This window comes from Limnoglobus sp., from assembly GCF_059499385.1.
The window spans coordinates 33,757-51,402 of the sequence record NZ_JCABYM010000047.1 but is presented as its reverse complement, the minus strand read 5'-3'; the positions used below and the strand labels follow the sequence as shown (position 1 = coordinate 51,402).

At 67.1% G+C, this 17,646-nt stretch carries 19 protein-coding genes; 14 read left to right on the top strand and 5 right to left on the bottom strand.

Translation table 11 applies throughout. From position 1 onward, the window contains the following. Positions 1-59: 59 nt before the first annotated feature. The 8 genes from map to AC5JJ2_RS08825 all read left to right on the top strand — a co-directional run bounded on the left by map (position 60) and on the right by AC5JJ2_RS08825 (position 6,278). On the top strand, positions 60-911 hold the full coding sequence (gene map, locus AC5JJ2_RS08860; RefSeq protein ID WP_495857617.1) for a type I methionyl aminopeptidase: 852 nt from the start codon (positions 60-62) through the stop codon (positions 909-911). 164 nt (positions 912-1,075) lie between these two features. Further along, positions 1,076-1,189, top strand: coding sequence for a 50S ribosomal protein L36 (gene rpmJ / locus AC5JJ2_RS08855; RefSeq protein ID WP_149108351.1), 114 nt, complete (start codon positions 1,076-1,078; stop codon positions 1,187-1,189). A gap of 9 nt (positions 1,190-1,198) precedes the next feature. After that, entirely contained in the window at positions 1,199-1,579 is a 381-nt protein-coding gene (rpsM, locus tag AC5JJ2_RS08850; protein ID WP_495857616.1) for a 30S ribosomal protein S13, read from the top strand. A gap of 109 nt (positions 1,580-1,688) precedes the next feature. Continuing rightward, on the top strand, positions 1,689-2,069 hold the full coding sequence (gene rpsK, locus AC5JJ2_RS08845) for a 30S ribosomal protein S11 (protein ID WP_495857615.1): 381 nt from the start codon (positions 1,689-1,691) through the stop codon (positions 2,067-2,069). Between the two features lie 259 nt (positions 2,070-2,328). After that, positions 2,329-2,961, top strand: a complete 633-nt coding sequence (gene rpsD / locus AC5JJ2_RS08840) for a 30S ribosomal protein S4 (protein ID WP_495857614.1) — start codon at positions 2,329-2,331, stop codon at positions 2,959-2,961. A 201-nt stretch (positions 2,962-3,162) separates the two neighbouring features. Then, positions 3,163-4,164 (top strand): DNA-directed RNA polymerase subunit alpha, encoded by a 1,002-nt coding sequence (locus AC5JJ2_RS08835; protein ID WP_495857613.1) that lies wholly within the window; start codon positions 3,163-3,165, stop codon positions 4,162-4,164. Between the two features lie 132 nt (positions 4,165-4,296). Beyond that, on the top strand, positions 4,297-4,809 hold the full coding sequence (gene rplQ, locus AC5JJ2_RS08830; RefSeq protein ID WP_495857612.1) for a 50S ribosomal protein L17: 513 nt from the start codon (positions 4,297-4,299) through the stop codon (positions 4,807-4,809). A 266-nt stretch (positions 4,810-5,075) separates the two neighbouring features. Then, positions 5,076-6,278, top strand: a complete 1,203-nt coding sequence (locus AC5JJ2_RS08825; protein ID WP_495857611.1) for a serine/threonine-protein kinase — start codon at positions 5,076-5,078, stop codon at positions 6,276-6,278. A gap of 10 nt (positions 6,279-6,288) precedes the next feature. Here AC5JJ2_RS08825 and AC5JJ2_RS08820 read toward each other — a convergent pair whose 3' ends face one another. After that, positions 6,289-7,023, bottom strand: coding sequence for a MerR family transcriptional regulator (locus tag AC5JJ2_RS08820; RefSeq protein ID WP_495857610.1), 735 nt, complete (start codon positions 7,021-7,023; stop codon positions 6,289-6,291). Positions 7,024-7,215: 192 nt separating this feature from the next. Between AC5JJ2_RS08820 and AC5JJ2_RS08815 the strand changes: the two genes are divergently transcribed. The 4 genes from AC5JJ2_RS08815 (at position 7,216) to AC5JJ2_RS08800 (ending at position 11,257) form a co-directional block, all read left to right on the top strand. After that, positions 7,216-7,911, top strand: coding sequence for a pirin family protein (locus AC5JJ2_RS08815; protein WP_495857609.1), 696 nt, complete (start codon positions 7,216-7,218; stop codon positions 7,909-7,911). 597 nt (positions 7,912-8,508) lie between these two features. Continuing rightward, a complete protein-coding gene (gene csrA / locus AC5JJ2_RS08810; protein WP_495857608.1) occupies positions 8,509-8,817 on the top strand; it encodes a carbon storage regulator CsrA in 309 nt (102 codons plus the stop codon). A 184-nt stretch (positions 8,818-9,001) separates the two neighbouring features. Continuing rightward, positions 9,002-10,618, top strand: coding sequence for a methyltransferase regulatory domain-containing protein (locus AC5JJ2_RS08805; protein ID WP_495857607.1), 1,617 nt, complete (start codon positions 9,002-9,004; stop codon positions 10,616-10,618). A 186-nt stretch (positions 10,619-10,804) separates the two neighbouring features. Then, positions 10,805-11,257 carry an RrF2 family transcriptional regulator gene (locus AC5JJ2_RS08800; RefSeq protein ID WP_495857606.1) on the top strand — a complete coding sequence of 151 codons (453 nt, stop codon included), beginning with the start codon at positions 10,805-10,807 and terminating at the stop codon, positions 11,255-11,257. 115 nt (positions 11,258-11,372) lie between these two features. Here the strand turns inward: AC5JJ2_RS08800 and uppP are convergent, their stop codons facing one another. Together uppP and AC5JJ2_RS08790 are read right to left on the bottom strand one after the other, a co-directional pair. Continuing rightward, complete coding sequence (gene uppP, locus AC5JJ2_RS08795; RefSeq protein ID WP_495857605.1) at positions 11,373-12,233, bottom strand: undecaprenyl-diphosphatase UppP; 861 nt, start codon at positions 12,231-12,233, stop codon at positions 11,373-11,375. Positions 12,234-12,355: 122 nt separating this feature from the next. After that, positions 12,356-12,964 carry a sigma-70 RNA polymerase sigma factor region 4 domain-containing protein gene (locus AC5JJ2_RS08790; RefSeq protein ID WP_495857604.1) on the bottom strand — a complete coding sequence of 203 codons (609 nt, stop codon included), beginning with the start codon at positions 12,962-12,964 and terminating at the stop codon, positions 12,356-12,358. Positions 12,965-13,199: 235 nt separating this feature from the next. Here AC5JJ2_RS08790 and AC5JJ2_RS08785 point away from each other — a divergent pair, with 235 nt between their 5' ends. Then, positions 13,200-14,090 (top strand): HEAT repeat domain-containing protein, encoded by an 891-nt coding sequence (locus tag AC5JJ2_RS08785; RefSeq protein WP_495857603.1) that lies wholly within the window; start codon positions 13,200-13,202, stop codon positions 14,088-14,090. Between the two features lie 105 nt (positions 14,091-14,195). Here the strand turns inward: AC5JJ2_RS08785 and AC5JJ2_RS08780 are convergent, their stop codons facing one another. Both AC5JJ2_RS08780 and AC5JJ2_RS08775 read right to left on the bottom strand, forming a co-directional pair. Then, entirely contained in the window at positions 14,196-15,443 is a 1,248-nt protein-coding gene (locus AC5JJ2_RS08780; protein WP_495857602.1) for an NAD(P)/FAD-dependent oxidoreductase, read from the bottom strand. Between the two features lie 96 nt (positions 15,444-15,539). Beyond that, complete coding sequence (locus tag AC5JJ2_RS08775; RefSeq protein WP_495857601.1) at positions 15,540-17,003, bottom strand: sialate O-acetylesterase; 1,464 nt, start codon at positions 17,001-17,003, stop codon at positions 15,540-15,542. A gap of 146 nt (positions 17,004-17,149) precedes the next feature. Here AC5JJ2_RS08775 and AC5JJ2_RS08770 point away from each other — a divergent pair, with 146 nt between their 5' ends. Next, positions 17,150-17,644: a hypothetical protein gene (locus tag AC5JJ2_RS08770; RefSeq protein WP_495857600.1), complete on the top strand. Its 495-nt coding sequence runs from the start codon at positions 17,150-17,152 to the stop codon at positions 17,642-17,644. Positions 17,645-17,646: the final 2 nt, after the last annotated feature.

The window sequence follows — 17,646 nt, the reverse complement described above, 5'->3', positions numbered from 1 at the left end:
TACCATAAACTATTCCCGGAACCACCCCCATGTGGCACGCCGTCCGTGCCGTTGTGAACATGCTGCGACCCGCCAACTACCGCCCGCCGGAACTCAAGTCCGCCCGCGAACTCGGCCTCATGCGCGAGTCCGGCATCCTCGTCGCCCGCGCGCTGAAAATCTGCCGCGAGTTGGCGAAGCCGGGCACGAAGACGATCGAGATCGACCGGGCCGTCGAGGCGTTCTTCGCGTCGCACGACGCGACGCCGCTGTTCAAGGGCTACCCCGGCAAGATCCCGTTCCCGGCGGTGACGTGCCTGAGCGTCAACGAGCAGGTCGTCCACGGCATCCCCGGCGACCGGGTGCTGAAGGACGGCGACATGCTGAAGGTGGACACCGCCTGCAAGTACAACGGCTGGTGCGCCGACCGCGCGATCACCATCCCCATCGGCACCGTCCGCCCGGAGCGGCTGCGGCTGTTGAAGGTGGCGGAGGAGGTGTTGCAGATCGCGATCGACGAGATGCCGAAGCGGAAGTGGTGGAGCGAGGTGGCGAGCCGGATGCAGAAGCACGCGGAGTCGGCCGGGTACAGCGTGGTGACGCAGTACGTCGGCCACGGCATCGGCCGGACGATGCACGAGAACCCGCAGGTGCCGAACTTCGTGAACCGGGAGACCCGCAAGCACGACTTTAAGCTGGAGCCGGGGTTGGTGCTGGCGGTGGAGCCGATGGTGAACATGGGCGTGGAGGACGTGAAGACGCTGGCCGACCACTGGACGGTGGTGACGCGGGACGGGATGCCGAGCGTCCACGTGGAGCACACGCTGGCGCTGGGGCCGGACGGCAAGGTGCAGATCATCACGTCCGACGACGGCGCGTTCGACGGCTGGACGTGGCCGCCGGCACAGGCGGAAGCAACCCCGACAACGTAAGGGAAGTTTGTGGGCGAAAGCCCAGGCACGGCCGTGCCTGGGCTTTCGCCCACAAGCCACGTCGCACGCCGTCAAAAATCCGCACGTTCGGCTTGCCGCCCCTGTGTGGGTTGCTAGTTTAACCGTCTACCTTTATTTCGTGGCTAGACGGCCCGGAGGCCGCCGTGAAAGTTCGATCGAGCGTCAAACGCATCTGCGAGAAGTGCAAGCTCATCAAGCGGAAGGGCGTCGTCCGCGTGATCTGCGAAGACCCGCGCCACAAGCAGCGCCAAGGGTAAGGAACCACCATGCCGCGTATTCAAGGCGTCGACATCCCGCCGGACAAGCTCGTCCACATCAGCCTCCGCTACCTCCGCGGCATCGGGCCGACGACCGCGCTCGAGCTGTGCGAGAAGTGCAGCATCGACCCGACCCGCCGGGCGAAGTCGCTGACCGACGACGAGATCGCCAAGCTCGCCACCGTCATCGACCGCGACTACCTCGTGGAAGGGGCGCTCCGCCGGTTCGACGGCGGCAACATCCAGCGGCTCAAGGAAATCAAGAGCTACCGCGGCGAGCGGCACCGGAAGAACCTCCCGGTCCGCGGCCAGCGGAGCAAGACGAACGCCCGGACCCGCAAGGGCGTCCGCAAGACCGTCGCCGGCAAGAAGGGCGTGAAGGACAAGTAAGACGTAGGAGTCAGGGGTCAGGCATCTGGGGTCAGGCACGGGCGTGCCGGCCGAAGATTCCGGGCCTTTTCCTGACTCCTGGCCCCTGACTCCTGACTCCTGAAGGCACATGGCCAAGAGCAAGAAGAAGAAGCAGCGTCGCAACGTGAGCCGTGGGCATGCCCACATCCAATCGACGTTCAACAACACCATCGTCACCATTACCGACACGAACGGCGACACGCTTTGCAGCGCGTCCGGCGGGATGGTCGGCTTCAAGGGGAGCCGGAAGTCCACGCCGTTCGCCGCCCAGCGGGCCGCGGAAGAAGCGGCGAACAAGGCGTCGAAGTACGGCGTGAAGGAAGTCGAAGTGTTCATCAAGGGGCCGGGGGCGGGCCGCGAGTCGGCCGTCACCGCCCTGCAAGCCTCCGGCCTGAACGTGAAGGCCATCGAAGACGTCACGCCCATGCCGCACAACGGCTGCCGCCCGCCCAAGAAGCGGCGGGTCTAAGCTCCCGTAGGTCAGGCTTTCTAGCCTGACACGCGCGTGTCAGGCTAGAAAGCCTGACCTACACACAACCGCCCAAGTGCGGCGAGTGTGATTCCCGGAAAGTGTCAGTGTGCCGGTGTCAGTGCTAGCGTGACCGCCGGCACTGACACTTTCCGTTTACGCCCCGCGGGTTGACTCTGGGGTTCCCCGCGAGGTATCTGAACCGGCCGATGCGGTTCATGACCCCTGCACCACGCTAGCGCCGAAGGTTCATTCCCTCATGGCTCGTTTCACCGACCCCGCTTGCAAGCGGTGCCGGCGGGAGCAGATGAAGCTGTTCCTCAAGGGCAGCCGCTGCTTCAGCCCGAAGTGCCCCATCGACCGCGAGGCCCGGCCGCCGGGCATGCACGGGGCCACCCGCACCAAGCAGACCGAGTACGGCATCCGCCTCCGCGAGAAGCAACGGCTCAAGTGGTTTTACGGCTTGCTCGAACGGCAGTTCTCACGGTATCTGGAACTCGCCAGCAAGGCCGACAACACCGCCGACGAGTTGCTCGTCCTGCTGGAGCGGCGGCTGGACAACGTCGTCCACCGGCTGGGCTTCTCCGTGTGCCGCAAGGGCGCGCGGCAACTGATCGCCCACGGGCACGTCATGGTGAACGGCCGCAAGTGCGACGTGGCCAGCGTGTTGGTCCGGCCGGGCGACATCGTGAAGGTGAAGCCGGCGAACCGTAGTCTGGCGCTCGCGCGGCTGAACCTGCAACAGGGCGGCGAGCCGGTCCCGGACTTCCTGGAGATCGTCAACCGCGACGACCCGGAAGGCCGGATGACCCGGATGCCAACCCGCGGCGACGTGGACCCGCGGATCGCGGACATCCGCGTGCAACTGATTATCGAAATCGCCACCCGCTGATCCGGGTTTTTGGGCGAAGCCCACGGACGAACGTCCGTGGGGAGTGTGCGACTTCCCCGCCGGTCGCGATGCCGGCGGGTCTGTTCGTTCCCGTGTCCTTGCTCGTTCGCGTCTTGCTGTGCCTCGGACCACCGGTCGCCGTCGCAACGACCGGCCCGAAGCGGAAAGCTGACGCGAACGGCCTCGAAAGGTTGGTGTCCCGTGCGCATTCGTTGGCGTGGTCTGGAACTCCCGAACCGGGTGGCGTCCGAGCGGCCGTCGCTCACCGACACCTACGGCAAGTTCCACGCGGAGCCGTTCGAGCGCGGCTTCGGCATGACGGTCGGCAACAGCCTCCGCCGCATCCTCCTGTCGAGCCTCGAAGGCTCGTCCGTCACGCGGGTGAAAATCCAGGGCGTGCAACACGAAGTCTCCACCATCCCCGGCATCGTCGAGGACGTGACGGACATCATCCTGAACATCAAGTCGCTGGTCGTGAAGAACACCAGCGACCAGCCGAAGACGATCCGCATCGACCGCCACCAGAAGGGCGTCGTCCGCGCGGCCGACCTCCAGCACGACGAGTCGATCCAGATTCTGAACCCCGAGCACCACATCGCCACGATGACGGACGACGTACCGTTCGTGGTCGAGCTCACGGTCGAGAACGGCCGCGGCTACCGGACGGCGGAGGAGAACGCCGGCCGCGAGCGGGAGATCGGCGTCATCCCGGTGGACAGCAGCTTCTCGCCGGTCGTCCGGGTGAAGTACGACATCGAGGAAACCCGCGTCGGCCAGCGGACGAACTACGACCGGCTCGTCATGGAAATCTGGACGAACGGGACGGTCGGCCCGCAGATGGCCCTCGTCGAGGCGGCGAAGATCCTCCGCAAGCACCTGAACCCGTTCATCCAGTACAGCGAGCCGGGGCCGGAAGTGTCGCTCGACGACGGCCCCATCGAGATCGGGCCGGCCGCCGGCGCGGGCGTGGACCTGGAACTGGAACGCAAGCTCAACATGTCGCTGGCGGAGCTGGAACTGTCCGTCCGGGCGACGAACTGCCTCGAGTCCGAGGGCATCGCCAGCGTCCGCGACCTGGTCATGCGGACGGAAGAGGAGTTGCTCGAAGTCCGCAACTTCGGCGAGACGACGCTGAAAGAAGTGGCCGCCAAGCTGAAGGAGCGCGGCCTGCACCTGGGGATGAAGACCCCGCAGCGCCGCTAGTGTTCTGCCATATAGCCGCCGGCTTGCCGGCGGGGTTTTGGGTTCGCAAAACCCCGCCGGCAAGCCGGCGGCTATATGAAATCATCCCCACCTTCCTTGGCACGGGGTGGGGGTTTTACCAGGGGGATTCCCATGCGCCACCGTAAAGCCGGCCGCGTTCTCGGCCGCAACGCCAGCCACCGGCTGGCCCTGTTCCGCAACCTGAGCCGGTCGCTCGTCACCCACGAGTCGATCCGCACGACCGTCGCGAAGGCGAAGGAGCTGCGGCCGTTCGTCGAGAAGCTCATCACGCTCGCCAAGAAGGCGGCCCTCCAGGACGCGAACACGCCGGAGGGGAAGGTCAAGGCCCTGCACTACCGCCGGCAGGCGATGGCGATCCTCGGCCCGACGCACGGGACCGGGGTGTACGACAAGGAAGGCAACGCCGCCACCGAGAAGACGGCGGACACCGTGCTGAAGAAGCTGTTCAACGTGATCGGCCCGCGGTTCAAGGACCGGCCGGGCGGGTACACCCGCATCCTGAAGCTGCACTACCGCCGGCTCGGCGACGCCGGCGAGGTGGCCGTGATCGAGCTGCTGAAGGAAGGCGAAACGAAGGTCCGGGCGAAGGCCCCGGCCGCCCCCGCCCCCGTCACGACGGCGTGACCGCGGGGAGAGTGATTCGAGAAGCCGCCGTGGGGAAGCCCTGGCGGCTTTTTTCATAGTAGTAGGCACACTCCGTGTGCCGTCTCCTGCACGCCGCGGGGAGTTCGCCCGAGTCGCTGCGACCGATAGCAGACGGCACACGGAGTGTGCCTACTACTATGTGTTTTCCCTTCCCCTCCCGCCGGACGGCGGGCTATACTACCCCTACTTCATCCTCGCCTTCGTCGCCGTTCATTCGTCGCCCGCTCGCCGGTCAGGAGGCCGCCTTGGGTATCAAGGTCTGCCCGCACCACGACGAACTCCAATCCTTCCGCGGCGGAACCCTCAGCCTGGACCGCCACCTCGCGGTCGCCAAGCACCTCAAGGCGTGCGACGCCTGCCGGAAGCTCGTGTCGGCCATGCCGACGCCGTGCGACGACACGCCCCTGAACGCCGGGCCGGAGACGTTCGCCCCGCACCCGGTCGGGGACACGGGCGAGGCCGAGCCGCTGGCCACCCGGATCGGGCCGTACCGCGTCGTCCGCGTCCTCGGCCGCGGCGGCATGGGCGTCGTCTACGAGGCCGAGCACGAGATGCTCAAGAACCGGGTGGCGCTCAAAATCCTGCCCCGGTCGGCGGTGAACGACCCGCGGGTCATGGCCCGGTTCCGCCGCGAGTGGGAGGCCGTCGGCCGGCTCGTCCACCCGAACGTCGTCCGGGCGCTGCACGCCGACGACGTGGGCGGGACGGCGTTCCTGGCGATGGAACTCATCCCCGGCCCGGACCTCGGCAAGGTCGTCCACCGGCACGGCCCGCTCGCCCCGGCGGACGCGGCCGAGGCGGTCCGGCAGGCGGCGCTCGGGCTGGCCCACGCCCACGCCCAGGGGGTCATCCACCGGGACGTGAAGCCGTCGAACATCCTCCTCGCCCCGGACGGGGTGGTGAAGCTGCTCGACCTCGGCCTCGCCCGGTTCGCGGCCGGCACGTCCGACTCCCGGCTGTCCGGCCAGCACTACCTCGGCACGGCCGACTACATGGCCCCGGAGCAGTGGGAGGGCGTCACCGCGAACCCGCGGACGGACATCTACTCCCTCGGGTGCGTGCTGTTCTTCCTGCTGACCGGGAAGCCGCCGTTCGCCGCGCCGGAGTACCCGTCGCCGCGGGCGAAGATGCGGGCGCACCACGAGGTCGCGGTCCCGGCCGTGGCCGGGCCGCCGGACCTGACCGCGCTCCTGTCTCGGATGCTGGCGAAGACGCCGGCGGACCGGCCGCAGACGGCGATGGAAGTGGCGGACCGGCTGGCGTTGCAGGCGGCGCTGTCGCAGCTGGACCGGGTTGCCGTGGCGGCGGGGGTGGACGCGGTCGGGGCGTTCGCCGACGGCGACGCGACCGCCCCGCTGCCGATCATCGAGAAGCAACGGAAGGCCGCGGCCGACCAGTCGGCCACGGCCATCCAACGGTTCTGGAACAGCTTCCGCCGGCCGAAGTAGGCCGGCCGACTTACTTCTTCCGCGCCGCCTTCACCTTCTCGATGAACGCGAACTCGGCCGACTGCGGCGCGCCGGCGAACCCCTCGAACTTCCCCGCCTTGTAGTTGTCGCCGATCGCCTTCCACAACTCGGGGACGCCCGCGTAGCCGCGCTTCGTCCGCTCGTTCATCTCGTCCCACCGGTCCGCGAGGGCTTGCGCCTCCGGACTCGCCGGGTCGAGGGTCGGGTTCGCCCGTATCTCGGCGAACAGCGCCGTCCACCCGTCCTGCACGGCCTTGATCTCGTCCGGGCCGACGGCCTGGGCCGCCTGCTCGAACATCTTCATCTGCTCGGGCGTGTACATCTTGTCCATCGTGGTCATCACCTCAAGGGTTCGGAGTAAGTCGGCGGTGGAAACCTCCCGCACCGCGCGGAGGTTGGCGGCGATCGCCTCCAGGTAGCCGCACAGCTGCCGCTGCAGCTCGATCCCTTCCCGCAGGCGGGCGACGTGGAGGTCGATCACCGCCAACGGCGAGTAGCCGGGCCGGTCGAGGCAGGCGGCGATCTCGTCGAGCGAGAACCCGAGCTGCCGGAGCGAGACGACCTGCTGCAACCGGGCCACGTCCGCGGCCGCGTAGAGGCGGTGGCCCGCCTCCGTGTGCAGCGACGGCTTGAGCAGCCCGATCTCGTCGTAGTGGTGCAGCGTGCGGACCGTCAGGCCCGTCCGCCGCGCCAGCTCGCCGACCTTCACCGGCTCGAACGCCATGTCGCTTCTCCCGCGGGAACGGACGCCACGATGGAACGATACCCCCTCACGTAACGTGAGGTTCAAGGGGCATTCTGGGGAAAAATTCAAAATTGGGCGAAGGGCCACGGGCACGGCCCTGCCGGTGGCCCTTCGCCCTGAAAGAGGGTGGGAGGTGCGGAGTATATCCATCCGTACATCGGAGGGACGATCATGCTGACCATTCGACGCGGCGGCGAGCGCGGGACGACGAACATCGGCTGGCTCGAGAGCTACCACACGTTCTCGTTCGGCGACTACTTCGACCCGGACCACCACCATTACCGCAGCCTGCGGGTCATCAACGACGACTACGTGGCCGGCGGCGGCGGGTTCCCCATGCACCCGCACCGGGACATGGAGATCCTCACCTACGTCATGAGCGGGAAGCTCGAGCACCGCGACAGCATGGGCAACGGCACGGTCATCGGCCCCGGCGAGTGGCAGAAGATGACGGCCGGGACCGGGATTCGCCACAGCGAGTTCAACCCGTCCGACACGGAGGCGGTTCACTTGCTGCAAATCTGGATCGTGCCGGACCGCAAGAACCGGACGCCGGAGTACGACCAGAAGCTGTTCCCGGACGCGGAGAAGCGCGGCCGGTGGCGGACGATCGCGTCGCCGGACGGCCGGGACGGGTCGATCACGGTGTATCAGGATGTGACACTCTCCGCGGCGGTGCTAGCGCAGGGTGATACACTCGCGTACCCGCTCGCCGCCGGCCGCGGGGCGTGGCTGCATGTCGCGAAAGGGACCGTCACCGTCAACGGGCAGACGCTTCACGAGGGCGACGCGGCCAGCGTGGAAGGCGAGACGCCCACGGTGACGGGGCAAGGTGAGAGCGAAGTGCTGGTGTTTGACTTGGCGTAGTTTTCCCTGGGACCGCGGGCGTCCCGCCCGCCACGGCCCCATTTGCCGAAGACAGGTTCCTGCGGCCGGGAAGGTGGGCGGGCGGGACGCCCGCGGTCCCAGGAGTGTTTACCGCCCCGCGAAGCTCGCGGGGCGGTTCTCATTTATGAAAAATCGTCCCTTGCGGATTTCGGCTCAAGATTCGCTGGGTATTTTCCGAGAGCACCACTCACCCGCCGAAGGAGGGAATTTTCGGCAATCCGGAACACGTTCTTGAGACTTTTTCTTCCTGTCAAGTCGGATTTTTGATTTCTTGCTTGACTTGAAGGACTGTACAAGAATATCCTGTTCTGTGGCCAGGAAGGGCGTTCTTCTCACAAATGGCTTCTGACCTACGGGTCGAAATCCTTTTGCCGCAAGTTCCTACCTTACTTGCGGATCGGGCGAACGAAATCACCCTTTCATCCACCGGTTGCCCAGCCCGAACGATTCCACGAATCGTTACTTTCGGCAGTGTAAGCCCAGGGTGTTGAGTTTTGTACTAACTTTCACAACCGGCCACGCCCAGCATCATGGGACACCGGGAGGAACCACGGAAGACCATCAAGGAGGAATCCCATGTTAGTCCTGTCTCGCAAAGTCGGCGAAGCGATTGTTATCAACGACAACATCCGGATCACGGTCGTGGACATCGGCCAGGGCCGGGTAAAGATCGGCGTCCACGCCCCGAATAACGTTTCCGTAGACCGGCAAGAGATTTACGACAAGAAGCAGCTCGAACGACAGTTCGCCGACGCCGACCCGGAGGCGGCCGTGCCCATCAACGTGCCCCACAACCGGATCGCCCAGCAGTTGACCGACACGGCCCAGACGCCGCCCCCGGTCACGGTCGGCCGGCCGATCGACTTCCGCAAGAAGTCCCGGTAACGCCGGGTATCTACCCCAGACGAGAGCGCAGCCCGCCGGCTCCCCGGCGGGCTTCTTTCTTTTCCGGTTCCCGACAGTGGGTTCTTGACGCGCACAGGGATTCCGCCGAAAGTAAATCCCAATCACTTGTCGATACGTCGGAACCGTATCCTTCTGAGCGTACTCTCCGAGCCAAGGTGAACGAATGCCTGACATGATGTCCACGCCGCCGGCCGTCAACCCCGTCGCCACCCCGGCCACAAACAGCTACGACGAAGTCCCTTACGAGAGCCACCCGTTCAGCCAGACGCACCCCAGCCGCCTGTTCGTCATCGGTACGCTCTTCGGCCTACGGCCGGTCCCGGTCCAGCGCTGCCGGGTGTTGGAACTCGGCTGCGCCAGCGGCGGCAACCTGATTCCCATGGCCGACATGTTTCCGGACAGTCAGTTCGTGGGCATCGACCTGTCGAAGCGGCAGATTGAGGACGGGCAGAAGAACGTCGCCGACCTCGGGCTTAAGAATCTGACCCTCCGCCACGCCAGCATCACGGACGTGGACGTGGGGTACGGGATGTTCGACTACATCATCTGCCACGGCGTCTTCTCGTGGGTTCCCAACCACGTCCAGGAGAAGATTTTCGACATCTTCGACAAGAACCTGACGGCCAACGGCATCGCTTACGTCAGCTACAACACGTTCCCCGGCTGGCACATGCGGGGCATGATCCGCGACATGATGCGGTACCACTCCGGCCGGTTCAACACCGCGCAGCTCCGCACCCAACAGGCCCGCGCTCTGCTCGACTTCCTGGCGCAGTCGGTCAAGCAGGAAGGTCCGTACTCGCAGTTGCTCAAGACGGAACTCGAAACCCTCCGCCACCAGGCCGACCACTACCTGTACCACGAGCACCTCGAAGAGAACAACGAGCCGCTGTACTTCCACCAGTTCATGGCCCGCGCCGGGAGCCACAACCTGAAGTACCTCGGCGAGTCCCGCGTCGGCACGATGGTCACCGGGAACTTCGGCCCGGACATCGAGAAGACGCTGAAGATTCTCGCGACCGACCAAATCCAGGCCGAGCAGTACATGGACTTCCTGCGGAACCGCATGTTCCGCGAGACGCTGTTGGTTCACAACAAGGTGAACCCGAGCTGGAGCGTGCAGCCGGAGGTCCTCCGGACGCTGCACGTCGCCAGCGGCGCACGGCCGGCGGCGGCGGTGACGAACCTGACGACGGACGAGAACGTGCAGTACAAGTCCGCGAGCGGGATGCAGATGGCCACGAACCGGCCGCTGTTGAAGGCCGTGATGCAGGTGCTGAACGAGGCGTTCCCCGGCTCCGTGCCGTTCGACGTGCTCCGCAAGACGGCCCGCGAGCGAGTCGGCGGGGACGCGAACGACCCGAAGACGGTGGCCGAGGACACGAACGTCGTGGCGATCGGGTTGCTCAACTGCTACATGTCGAGCGACCTGATCGAGCTGCACGGGATGCCGATTAGCGTCGTCAAGAAGCCGGGCGACAAGCCGGCCGCCCTGTCGTGGGCGCGGATGCAGGCGTCGAAGGGCGGGTCGGTCACGAACCGCCGGCACGAGGTGCTGCGGCTGAACGACCTGGACCGTCACCTCATCCCGCTGCTCACCGGCCAGAACGCGAAGGACCAGATCGTCGAGGGGCTGGCCCAGGTGTCGATGGCCGGGCAGCTGAACGTGCAAAAGGACAACATCACGTTGAGCGACCCGAACGAGATCAAGGCGGCGCTGAACTCGGTCATCGACCAGGCCCTGCAGAAGGTCGCCGACCAGGCGCTGCTGACGGCCTGATCTATTTAGCCGCCGGCTTGCCGGCGGGGTTTTGCGACCCCCATGACCCCGCCGGCAAGCCGGCGGCTAAATAATGAACCGCCCCGGAATCTTTCCGGGGCTTTTGGCTTTTTGAATCCCGCCCCATCTATAATTGAGTTCTCTCTCCAATTGTCTGATATCTTTTTCCTCGGCCCCCCGGACACCATGTTCTCGCAGACGGTGGAATACGCCCTCCGGGCGGTTTGCTTCTTGGCGCAGAACCCGGCCAGTTCCACGACCGAGCAGGTCGCCACGCAAACGAAGGTCCCGGCCGCGTACCTGGCGAAGGTGATGCAATCGCTCGTCCGGGCCGGGATCGTCCGCAGCCAGCGGGGCGTCGGCGGCGGCGTGTCGCTCGCCAAAAGCCCGGAGGGCTTGACGATCCTGGAGGTCGTGAACGCCGTCGATCCGATCAAGCGGATCGAGTCGTGCCCGCTGGAACTGGCGTCCCACGGGGTGACGCTCTGCCCGCTGCACCGGCGGCTGGACGAGGCGCTGGAGATGGTCGAGGATGCGTTCCGCAAGACGACGCTGGCCGAGGTCCTCCGCGAGCCGACGACGAGCGTGCCGCTGTGCGACTTCCCGTCCGTGCAGGTGCTGACGAAGCGGAAGGCGTGACGGCCACCGGGCGCGGCCCGTCTCGTAGGGCGGGTCAAGGCTTTGCGCCGACCCGCCGCAGCACCCGCGGCCCCGGCGGGTCGGCGCAAAGCCTTGACCCGCCCTACGAAATCCGTCAGCGGACGAGGCCGATCGCCACCAGAAGCAGGATGACGCCGGCGAGCACGAGCCGGTAGCCGACGAACACGCCGGTCGAGTACCGCCGCAGGAACCGCATCAGCCACGCGATGCTCAGGTAGCCGACGACGAACGCCACGGCCGTGCCGACGAGCATGTTCGCCAGTTGCTGGCCCATCCCCGCGTCCGCGTGCTTCAGCCAGTCGTACAGGTCCTTCGCGCCGGCCGCCGCGATCGCGGGGACCGACATCAGGAACGAGAACTTCGCCGCCGCCGGCCGGCCGAGGCCGAGGAACAGGCACGCCGTCAGCGTCGTCCCGGACCGCGACCCGCCGGGCATCAGCGCGCACGCCTGGAACAGCCCGACGAAAATCGCGTCCCGCCAGGTGATCGTCCACTCGTCGCGGGCCGGGTGCGTCTTCCGCGTCCGGGCGGCCCACCACTCGGCGGCGAGCATCAACAGCGCGAAGACGATCGACACGACGGCGATGGCCGTTGGGTTGTAGAAGTGCTCCTTCAACTTCGACCCGAACGCCGCCCCGACCGCGAGCGCCGGCACGGTCGCCACCAACACCTGCTTCGCGAGCTTCCCCTCCGGCGTGACCGACGCGGCGACGTGCCGGCCGCGGACATCGACCCACAGCCCCTTCAGCATCACGAGCAAGTCGCGGCGGAAGTAGATGCAGACGGCGACGAGCGTGCCGAGCTGAATCACGACCGTGATCGGGTCGTTCTTCAACTCCTCCCGCGAGCGGCCGAACCATTCTTGAACGAGGAGCAGGTGGGCCGTGCTGCTGATGGGCAAAAACTCGGTGAGTCCTTGCACGACCCCGAGGACGACGGCTTGCCAGACGGGCATGGGCGGGGAGAACCGTGATTGGTGATTGGTGATTGGTGATTGGTGATTGGTGATTGGTGATTGGTGATTGGTGATTGGTTTTTTCCAATAACCAATCACGAATAACCAATCACGAATGACCGCTACTCGACCCCGAAGTGCGTGCGGAGCTTGCGGATCGCCTTGTACTTCTCGTCGCTGACGCGGTCCACGGTCGTGCCCAGCTTCGCGGCGATGTCCGGGATCGCCCACCCGGTCGCGGACAGCTCGACGATCTGCTTCTGCCGGTCGCTCAGGACCGTCTTCGTCGCCAGGTTCAGGGCCTCGCGGCGGTCGCGGAGGTCGTCGGTGTTCCGCCAGTCGGCGTGGTCCGGCGTCAGGGCCGCGTACTTGCGGGCGCGCTGCGTCCGCTTCTTCACGGCGTCGATGGCCCGCAGGAACTCCTTGCGTTCCGTTGTTTCCTCCGCCAGGATGCTGCCCCACTTCTCGCGGTCCACGCTCTGGAGGAGCCGGGTCAGCACTTCCTGCGTGCAGTCGCCCCACCGGTCCTCCGGCAGCCGGGCGTTCCGCCAGCAGGCCGTGCAATACTTGCTGATGGCCGTGATCGCCTGGTCCGGCGACTTCGTCGCCGCCGTCGCGTCGCCGCCCATCGTCAGGGCGGTCCCCAGGACGACGGCCACCATCAGCGACCGGGACGACCGGGCGGCGAACGTGCCCGCCGGTTTCGCGGCCGGTGAAACAATTCGGTTCATGGCGTCAGACCCTCGAACTCTGGCTGATTATACCGGACGCGACCGGGGCGGTTTCTCGCCCCGGTCGAATTGCGTAAATTCGCGCGGCATAACAGTTATCGGCCGGTCGGGGAATCCCGTTTGTCAACCCAACTTTCGGTTGCGGACGTGGGAGTTTGCTCTAAGTTCCCGATAGTTGCGGAATGGTCGGGATGCCGTTCCCCTCTCGTTGCCCGTCTCTATTCCGGGTCATGTGATGACCACTGCGGACGAATCCGTCCCCGCGCTGATCGCGGAGACCCGGCACTACAACCTCAACGTCCGCCTGGGTGCGCTCCGCTCGCTGAGCAAGTTGGGGGCGCTGGCCCGCGAGGCGCTGCCGGACCTGACGGAAGCCCTGAACGATTCGGACGCGCGGATTCGGGAGGTGGCGGCCCAGGCGATCGGGCAGCTCGGCCGGGACGCGATGGCGACGATGGTGCGGATGCTCACCCACCCGGACAAGTACGTCCGGCGGAACGCCGTGTGGGGCCTGGGGAAGCTCGGGCCGCTCGCGAAGCCGGTGATGAACGAGCTGAGCCGGGCGCTGAAGGACGACGACGCCCGGACGGCGTCCGGGGCGGCGCAGGCCCTCGGCGCGATGGGCGCGGAGGCGGCCGCGGCCGTGCCGGTGCTGGCCGAGGCGATGCGGGGCACGAACATCGTCCTGTGCCGGCTCGCCGCGAAGGCGCTCAGCCAGATCGGGCCGCCGGCGCTGCCGACGCTGATCTCGCACTTGAAGCACCACGACGTGTTCGTCCGCGGCGAGGCGGCCGTGGCCCTGGGGTGGATGGGGCCGGAGGCGGCGTCCGCGGTGCAGCCGCTGATCGACCTCGTGCGGGCGAGCCGGCCGAAGAGTACCTCGACGTACGCGAGCGGGCTGTTGGGGCACGGGACGCCGACGACGCCGGTGGCCCCGCCGTCCCCGGCGTCGGCCGACAACCAGTCCGAGGAGGCGACGCGGATCAGCGCGATCACGGCGCTGGGCCGGATCGGCCCGGACGCGATGACGGCGATGGCGTACCTCCAGGACGCGCTGACGGACCGGTCCGAACCCGTCCGCCGCGCCGCCGAGGTGGCGATCCGCCAGGTGCAGGGCGTGGAGTAAGTCGGCCCTGGGACCGCGGGCGTCCCGCCCGCCACGGCCCCAGCCACTTGAGACTGGTCCCCGTGTCGTGAAGGCGGGCGGGCGGGACGCCCGCGGTCCCAGGATTCAGAACCGCCCTAACGCATACGCTCCCGGATCGACGTGCGGCTGCTCGCCGCCCAGCACTTCCGCCACCAGCTTCCCCGTCCCCGTCGCCATCGACAGCCCCAACATGCCGTGCCCGGCCGCGACCACCACGTTCGGCAGCCGCGGCGACCGGTCGATGACCGGCTTGCCGTCGTACACCATCGGCCGCCAGCCCCACCACTCCTCCTGCACCGGCTCGCACGTCGGCTCCTTCAAATAGAACGCCGCCCCGTCGCGGAGCAACTTCAGCCGCTTCGGGTTCATCGTCGCGTCGTACCCGGCGAACTCCATCGTCGAGCCGATGCGATACCCGCTCTGGAACGGGCTGACGGCGACGCGGTGTTCCTCGAAGATCAGCGGGTACGTCGGGCAGACGGCCGGCCGCGGCATCGTGATCGAGTACCCCTTCCCCGGCACGACGGGAACCTTCCACCCGAGGTGTGAATTCAGCAGCGGCGTCCACGCGCCGGTCGCGACGACGAACGCATCGGCTTCGACCTCTCCCTGCGAAGTCTTCGCGGCGACGGCCCGATCCCCCTTCGCGACGAACCCGGTGAACTCGCAGTTCTCGCGGAAAACGCCGCCCATTTTCTCGACGACTTCCCGCCACCCGCTCATGAGGCGGTCCGGCCGCAACTGGGCGTCGCCCGTGTAGAGGTAGCCGCCCGACACCGTACCGGGCTTCAGCGCCGGTTCCAGCTTCAGCAGCGCGTCGGCGTCGTACCGCTCGGCCGGCAGGGCGAACTTCCCGCGGAGCAGCTCATCGACGTGCGCGTAGTGCTCGAACGCCTTCGCCGTGTGGAACGCGAACAGGAGGCCCTTCGTTTCCCACTCGCAGTCGATCCGCTCCCGCTCCAGCAGCTCGTCGTACAGCCGGCGGGAGGAGTTCAGGAGTGCCTGAATCCCGGCGGCCGCGGCGAGCATGTCCCGCTCGTTGCACTTCCTCGCGAAGCCGAGGAACCAGCCGAGGTTCGCGAGCACGGTCCCCGGCCGGACCTTCAGCGGGGAGTTCTTCTGGAACAGCGTCTTGAGCGTGCCCCACACCGCCCCCGGCCCGGCGTGCGGCAGCACGTGGCTGGGGCAGACGTACCCGCAGTTGCCGTGCGAGCACGCCCCGCCGACGGCGGACTTGTCGAGGACGGTGACCCGCCGCCCGGACCGGGCGAGGTAGTACGCGCACGCCGTCCCGATGACGCCGCCGCCGATGACGAGGACCGATTGGGACATGAAGGGTACAGAGGTCAGAGGTCAGGGTCAGAGGTCAGGGTTGTCTTATCTTTCTGACCTCTGATGTCCGACCTCTGACCTCTGAACCGACCGCGCCTACTTCTTCGCCGCCGTCGTTAGCGGGAAGTCGTCCGTGCGGAACGGCGACGCCGGGAGGTTAGCCGCGTTGAACAGGTTGCAGACCGGGAAGTTGTTCCACCCGAACCGCACGGCCACCGGCTTCGACACTTTCTCGCACGTCACCACGACCGTGTTCCCGGCGACCTTCGCCTTCGCCGGGTAGAAGTACTTGTCCTCCCCGCAGACGGTGAACCCGTTCACGACCCCGGCCGGCGACCCCTTCGCCGAGAGGCTGCTGCCGTCGAAGTGGACGACCGCCTTGTCGCCGTCGATCGTGAGTTCCTTGAACGTCGGCCCCTTGTACTCGACCTTCTGCCCGTAGGCGATGCCGCGGGCCGCGAGCGCCAGCCGCAGGCCGGCCGGCTCCTTGTGCTGCGGGTGGATGTCGAACAGGTCGCCCACGTCCGTGATGACGGCCATGCCGACGTTCTTCAGCTTCGTCGTGGCGAGCAGTTGCGCGTCCCGCAGTTCGGCGTAGGCCACGCCGTCCGCGTCGTTGGCGTGGAACGGGGCGAGTTGCACCAGCATGAACGGCAGGTCGGTCTTGAACCGCGCCCGCCAGTCCTCGATCATCGCCGGGAACAGCGTCCGGTACTCGGCCGCGCGGCCGGCGTTCGACTCGCCCTGGTACCAGATCGCGCCCTTCACCGAGTACGGCAGGAGCGGGTGGATCATCCCGTTGTACAGGCTCGTCGGCGTGTGCGCGTTGAGCTTCCCGCCGGCGGCCGCCTTCACCATGCCGTCCTTCTTTTCGAGGTAATACTTGATCTCGTCGGTCTCCGCGAGCTTCTCCTTCGAGGTCCACGACTCGGCCGGCGTGCCGCCCCAGGACGTGTGGATGAGGCCGAGCGGCACGTTCAGTTGCGGCTGGAGGTGCTTGCCGAAGTACGACGCGACGGCCGAGAACGTGAACACGCTCTCGCCGTCCGGCAAGAGCCACTTCGTCTCGTAGGGCTGGCCCTGCGCGACGTGCGCCTGCGGCTCGGCCGCGGCCGTCTTCGGCACGGTGAACAGGCGGACGTTGTTCTTGAACCCCTTCGCCAGGTCCTCGGCCATCGCCTTGCCGCCGCGGAGCTGGGTGAACCGCCACTCCATGTTCGACTGCCCGGAGCAGACCCACACCTCGCCGACGGCCACGTCCTTGAGCGTCACCTTGTCGGCCCCGGCCGCGACGGTGAGCGTGTACCCGAGGCCGGCGGCCGCCGGCGGCAGCTTCGCGGCGAACGCCCCCTTGTCGTCGGCCGTGGCGGTGGCGGCGGCGGACTTGTCCCCCTTCGTGAGGGTGACGGTCACCTTCTCGTTGGCCGCGGCCGTGCCCCAGACGGCGTTCTCGACTTTCTGTTGCAGGACCATGTGGTCGCCGAACAGCTCGTGCAGCTTCACGTCGGCCCGCGCGGCCGGGGCGAGCGCGGCGGCGCAGAGGAGGAGCAGGAATCGCATGAAGGAACTCCGGGTTGGGAAAGGACGGGAGGCAGGTGGGAACAGAGTAAACGCAGAGAACGACGGCGGCAACGGGGCGGCGGGAAATCCGGTTGCCGGCGGTGAACGCCGGCGTCAGAATGGGCGGACGCGCGAGGGGTCGCCCGATGAGTGTGCCGACGTTCGAGGTCCACGTCATGCTCGCGTGTCGGCTGGCGGCCCCGGAAGGCCCGCACGGCCCCGGCGCGCTGGCCGGGTTGCCGTACACGTTGGAGGGCGTGACCTATACGTTCCGGATCGACCCGCACCAGGAACCGCCGTTCGCGATCGGGGAACTCTGGCTCTACCTGCGGTTGGCGTGGGCAAATTCCGTGGCCGGCCGGCGGGAACTCGGCTTGAAGGTCTTCGCCGTTCGCCCGGATAATACGACCGAGGTGGTCGAGTACCCGTTTCTGTCCGGGAGCAACGAGCCGTACTCGTTGGGACCCGTCAACTTCACGGCCGCGGCCCCGGTCGTGAGTTTGCCGGTACGGGTGGCGAACCTCGTCGTGCCCCGGACCGGCCGGTACGAATTTCGGCTCTACGCGAAGCGGCCGAAGCCGGACTGGCGGGGCCGCGAGTGGCAACGGGTGGCGAGGCACTTCATCGCCGTGGAGAGGTAGCC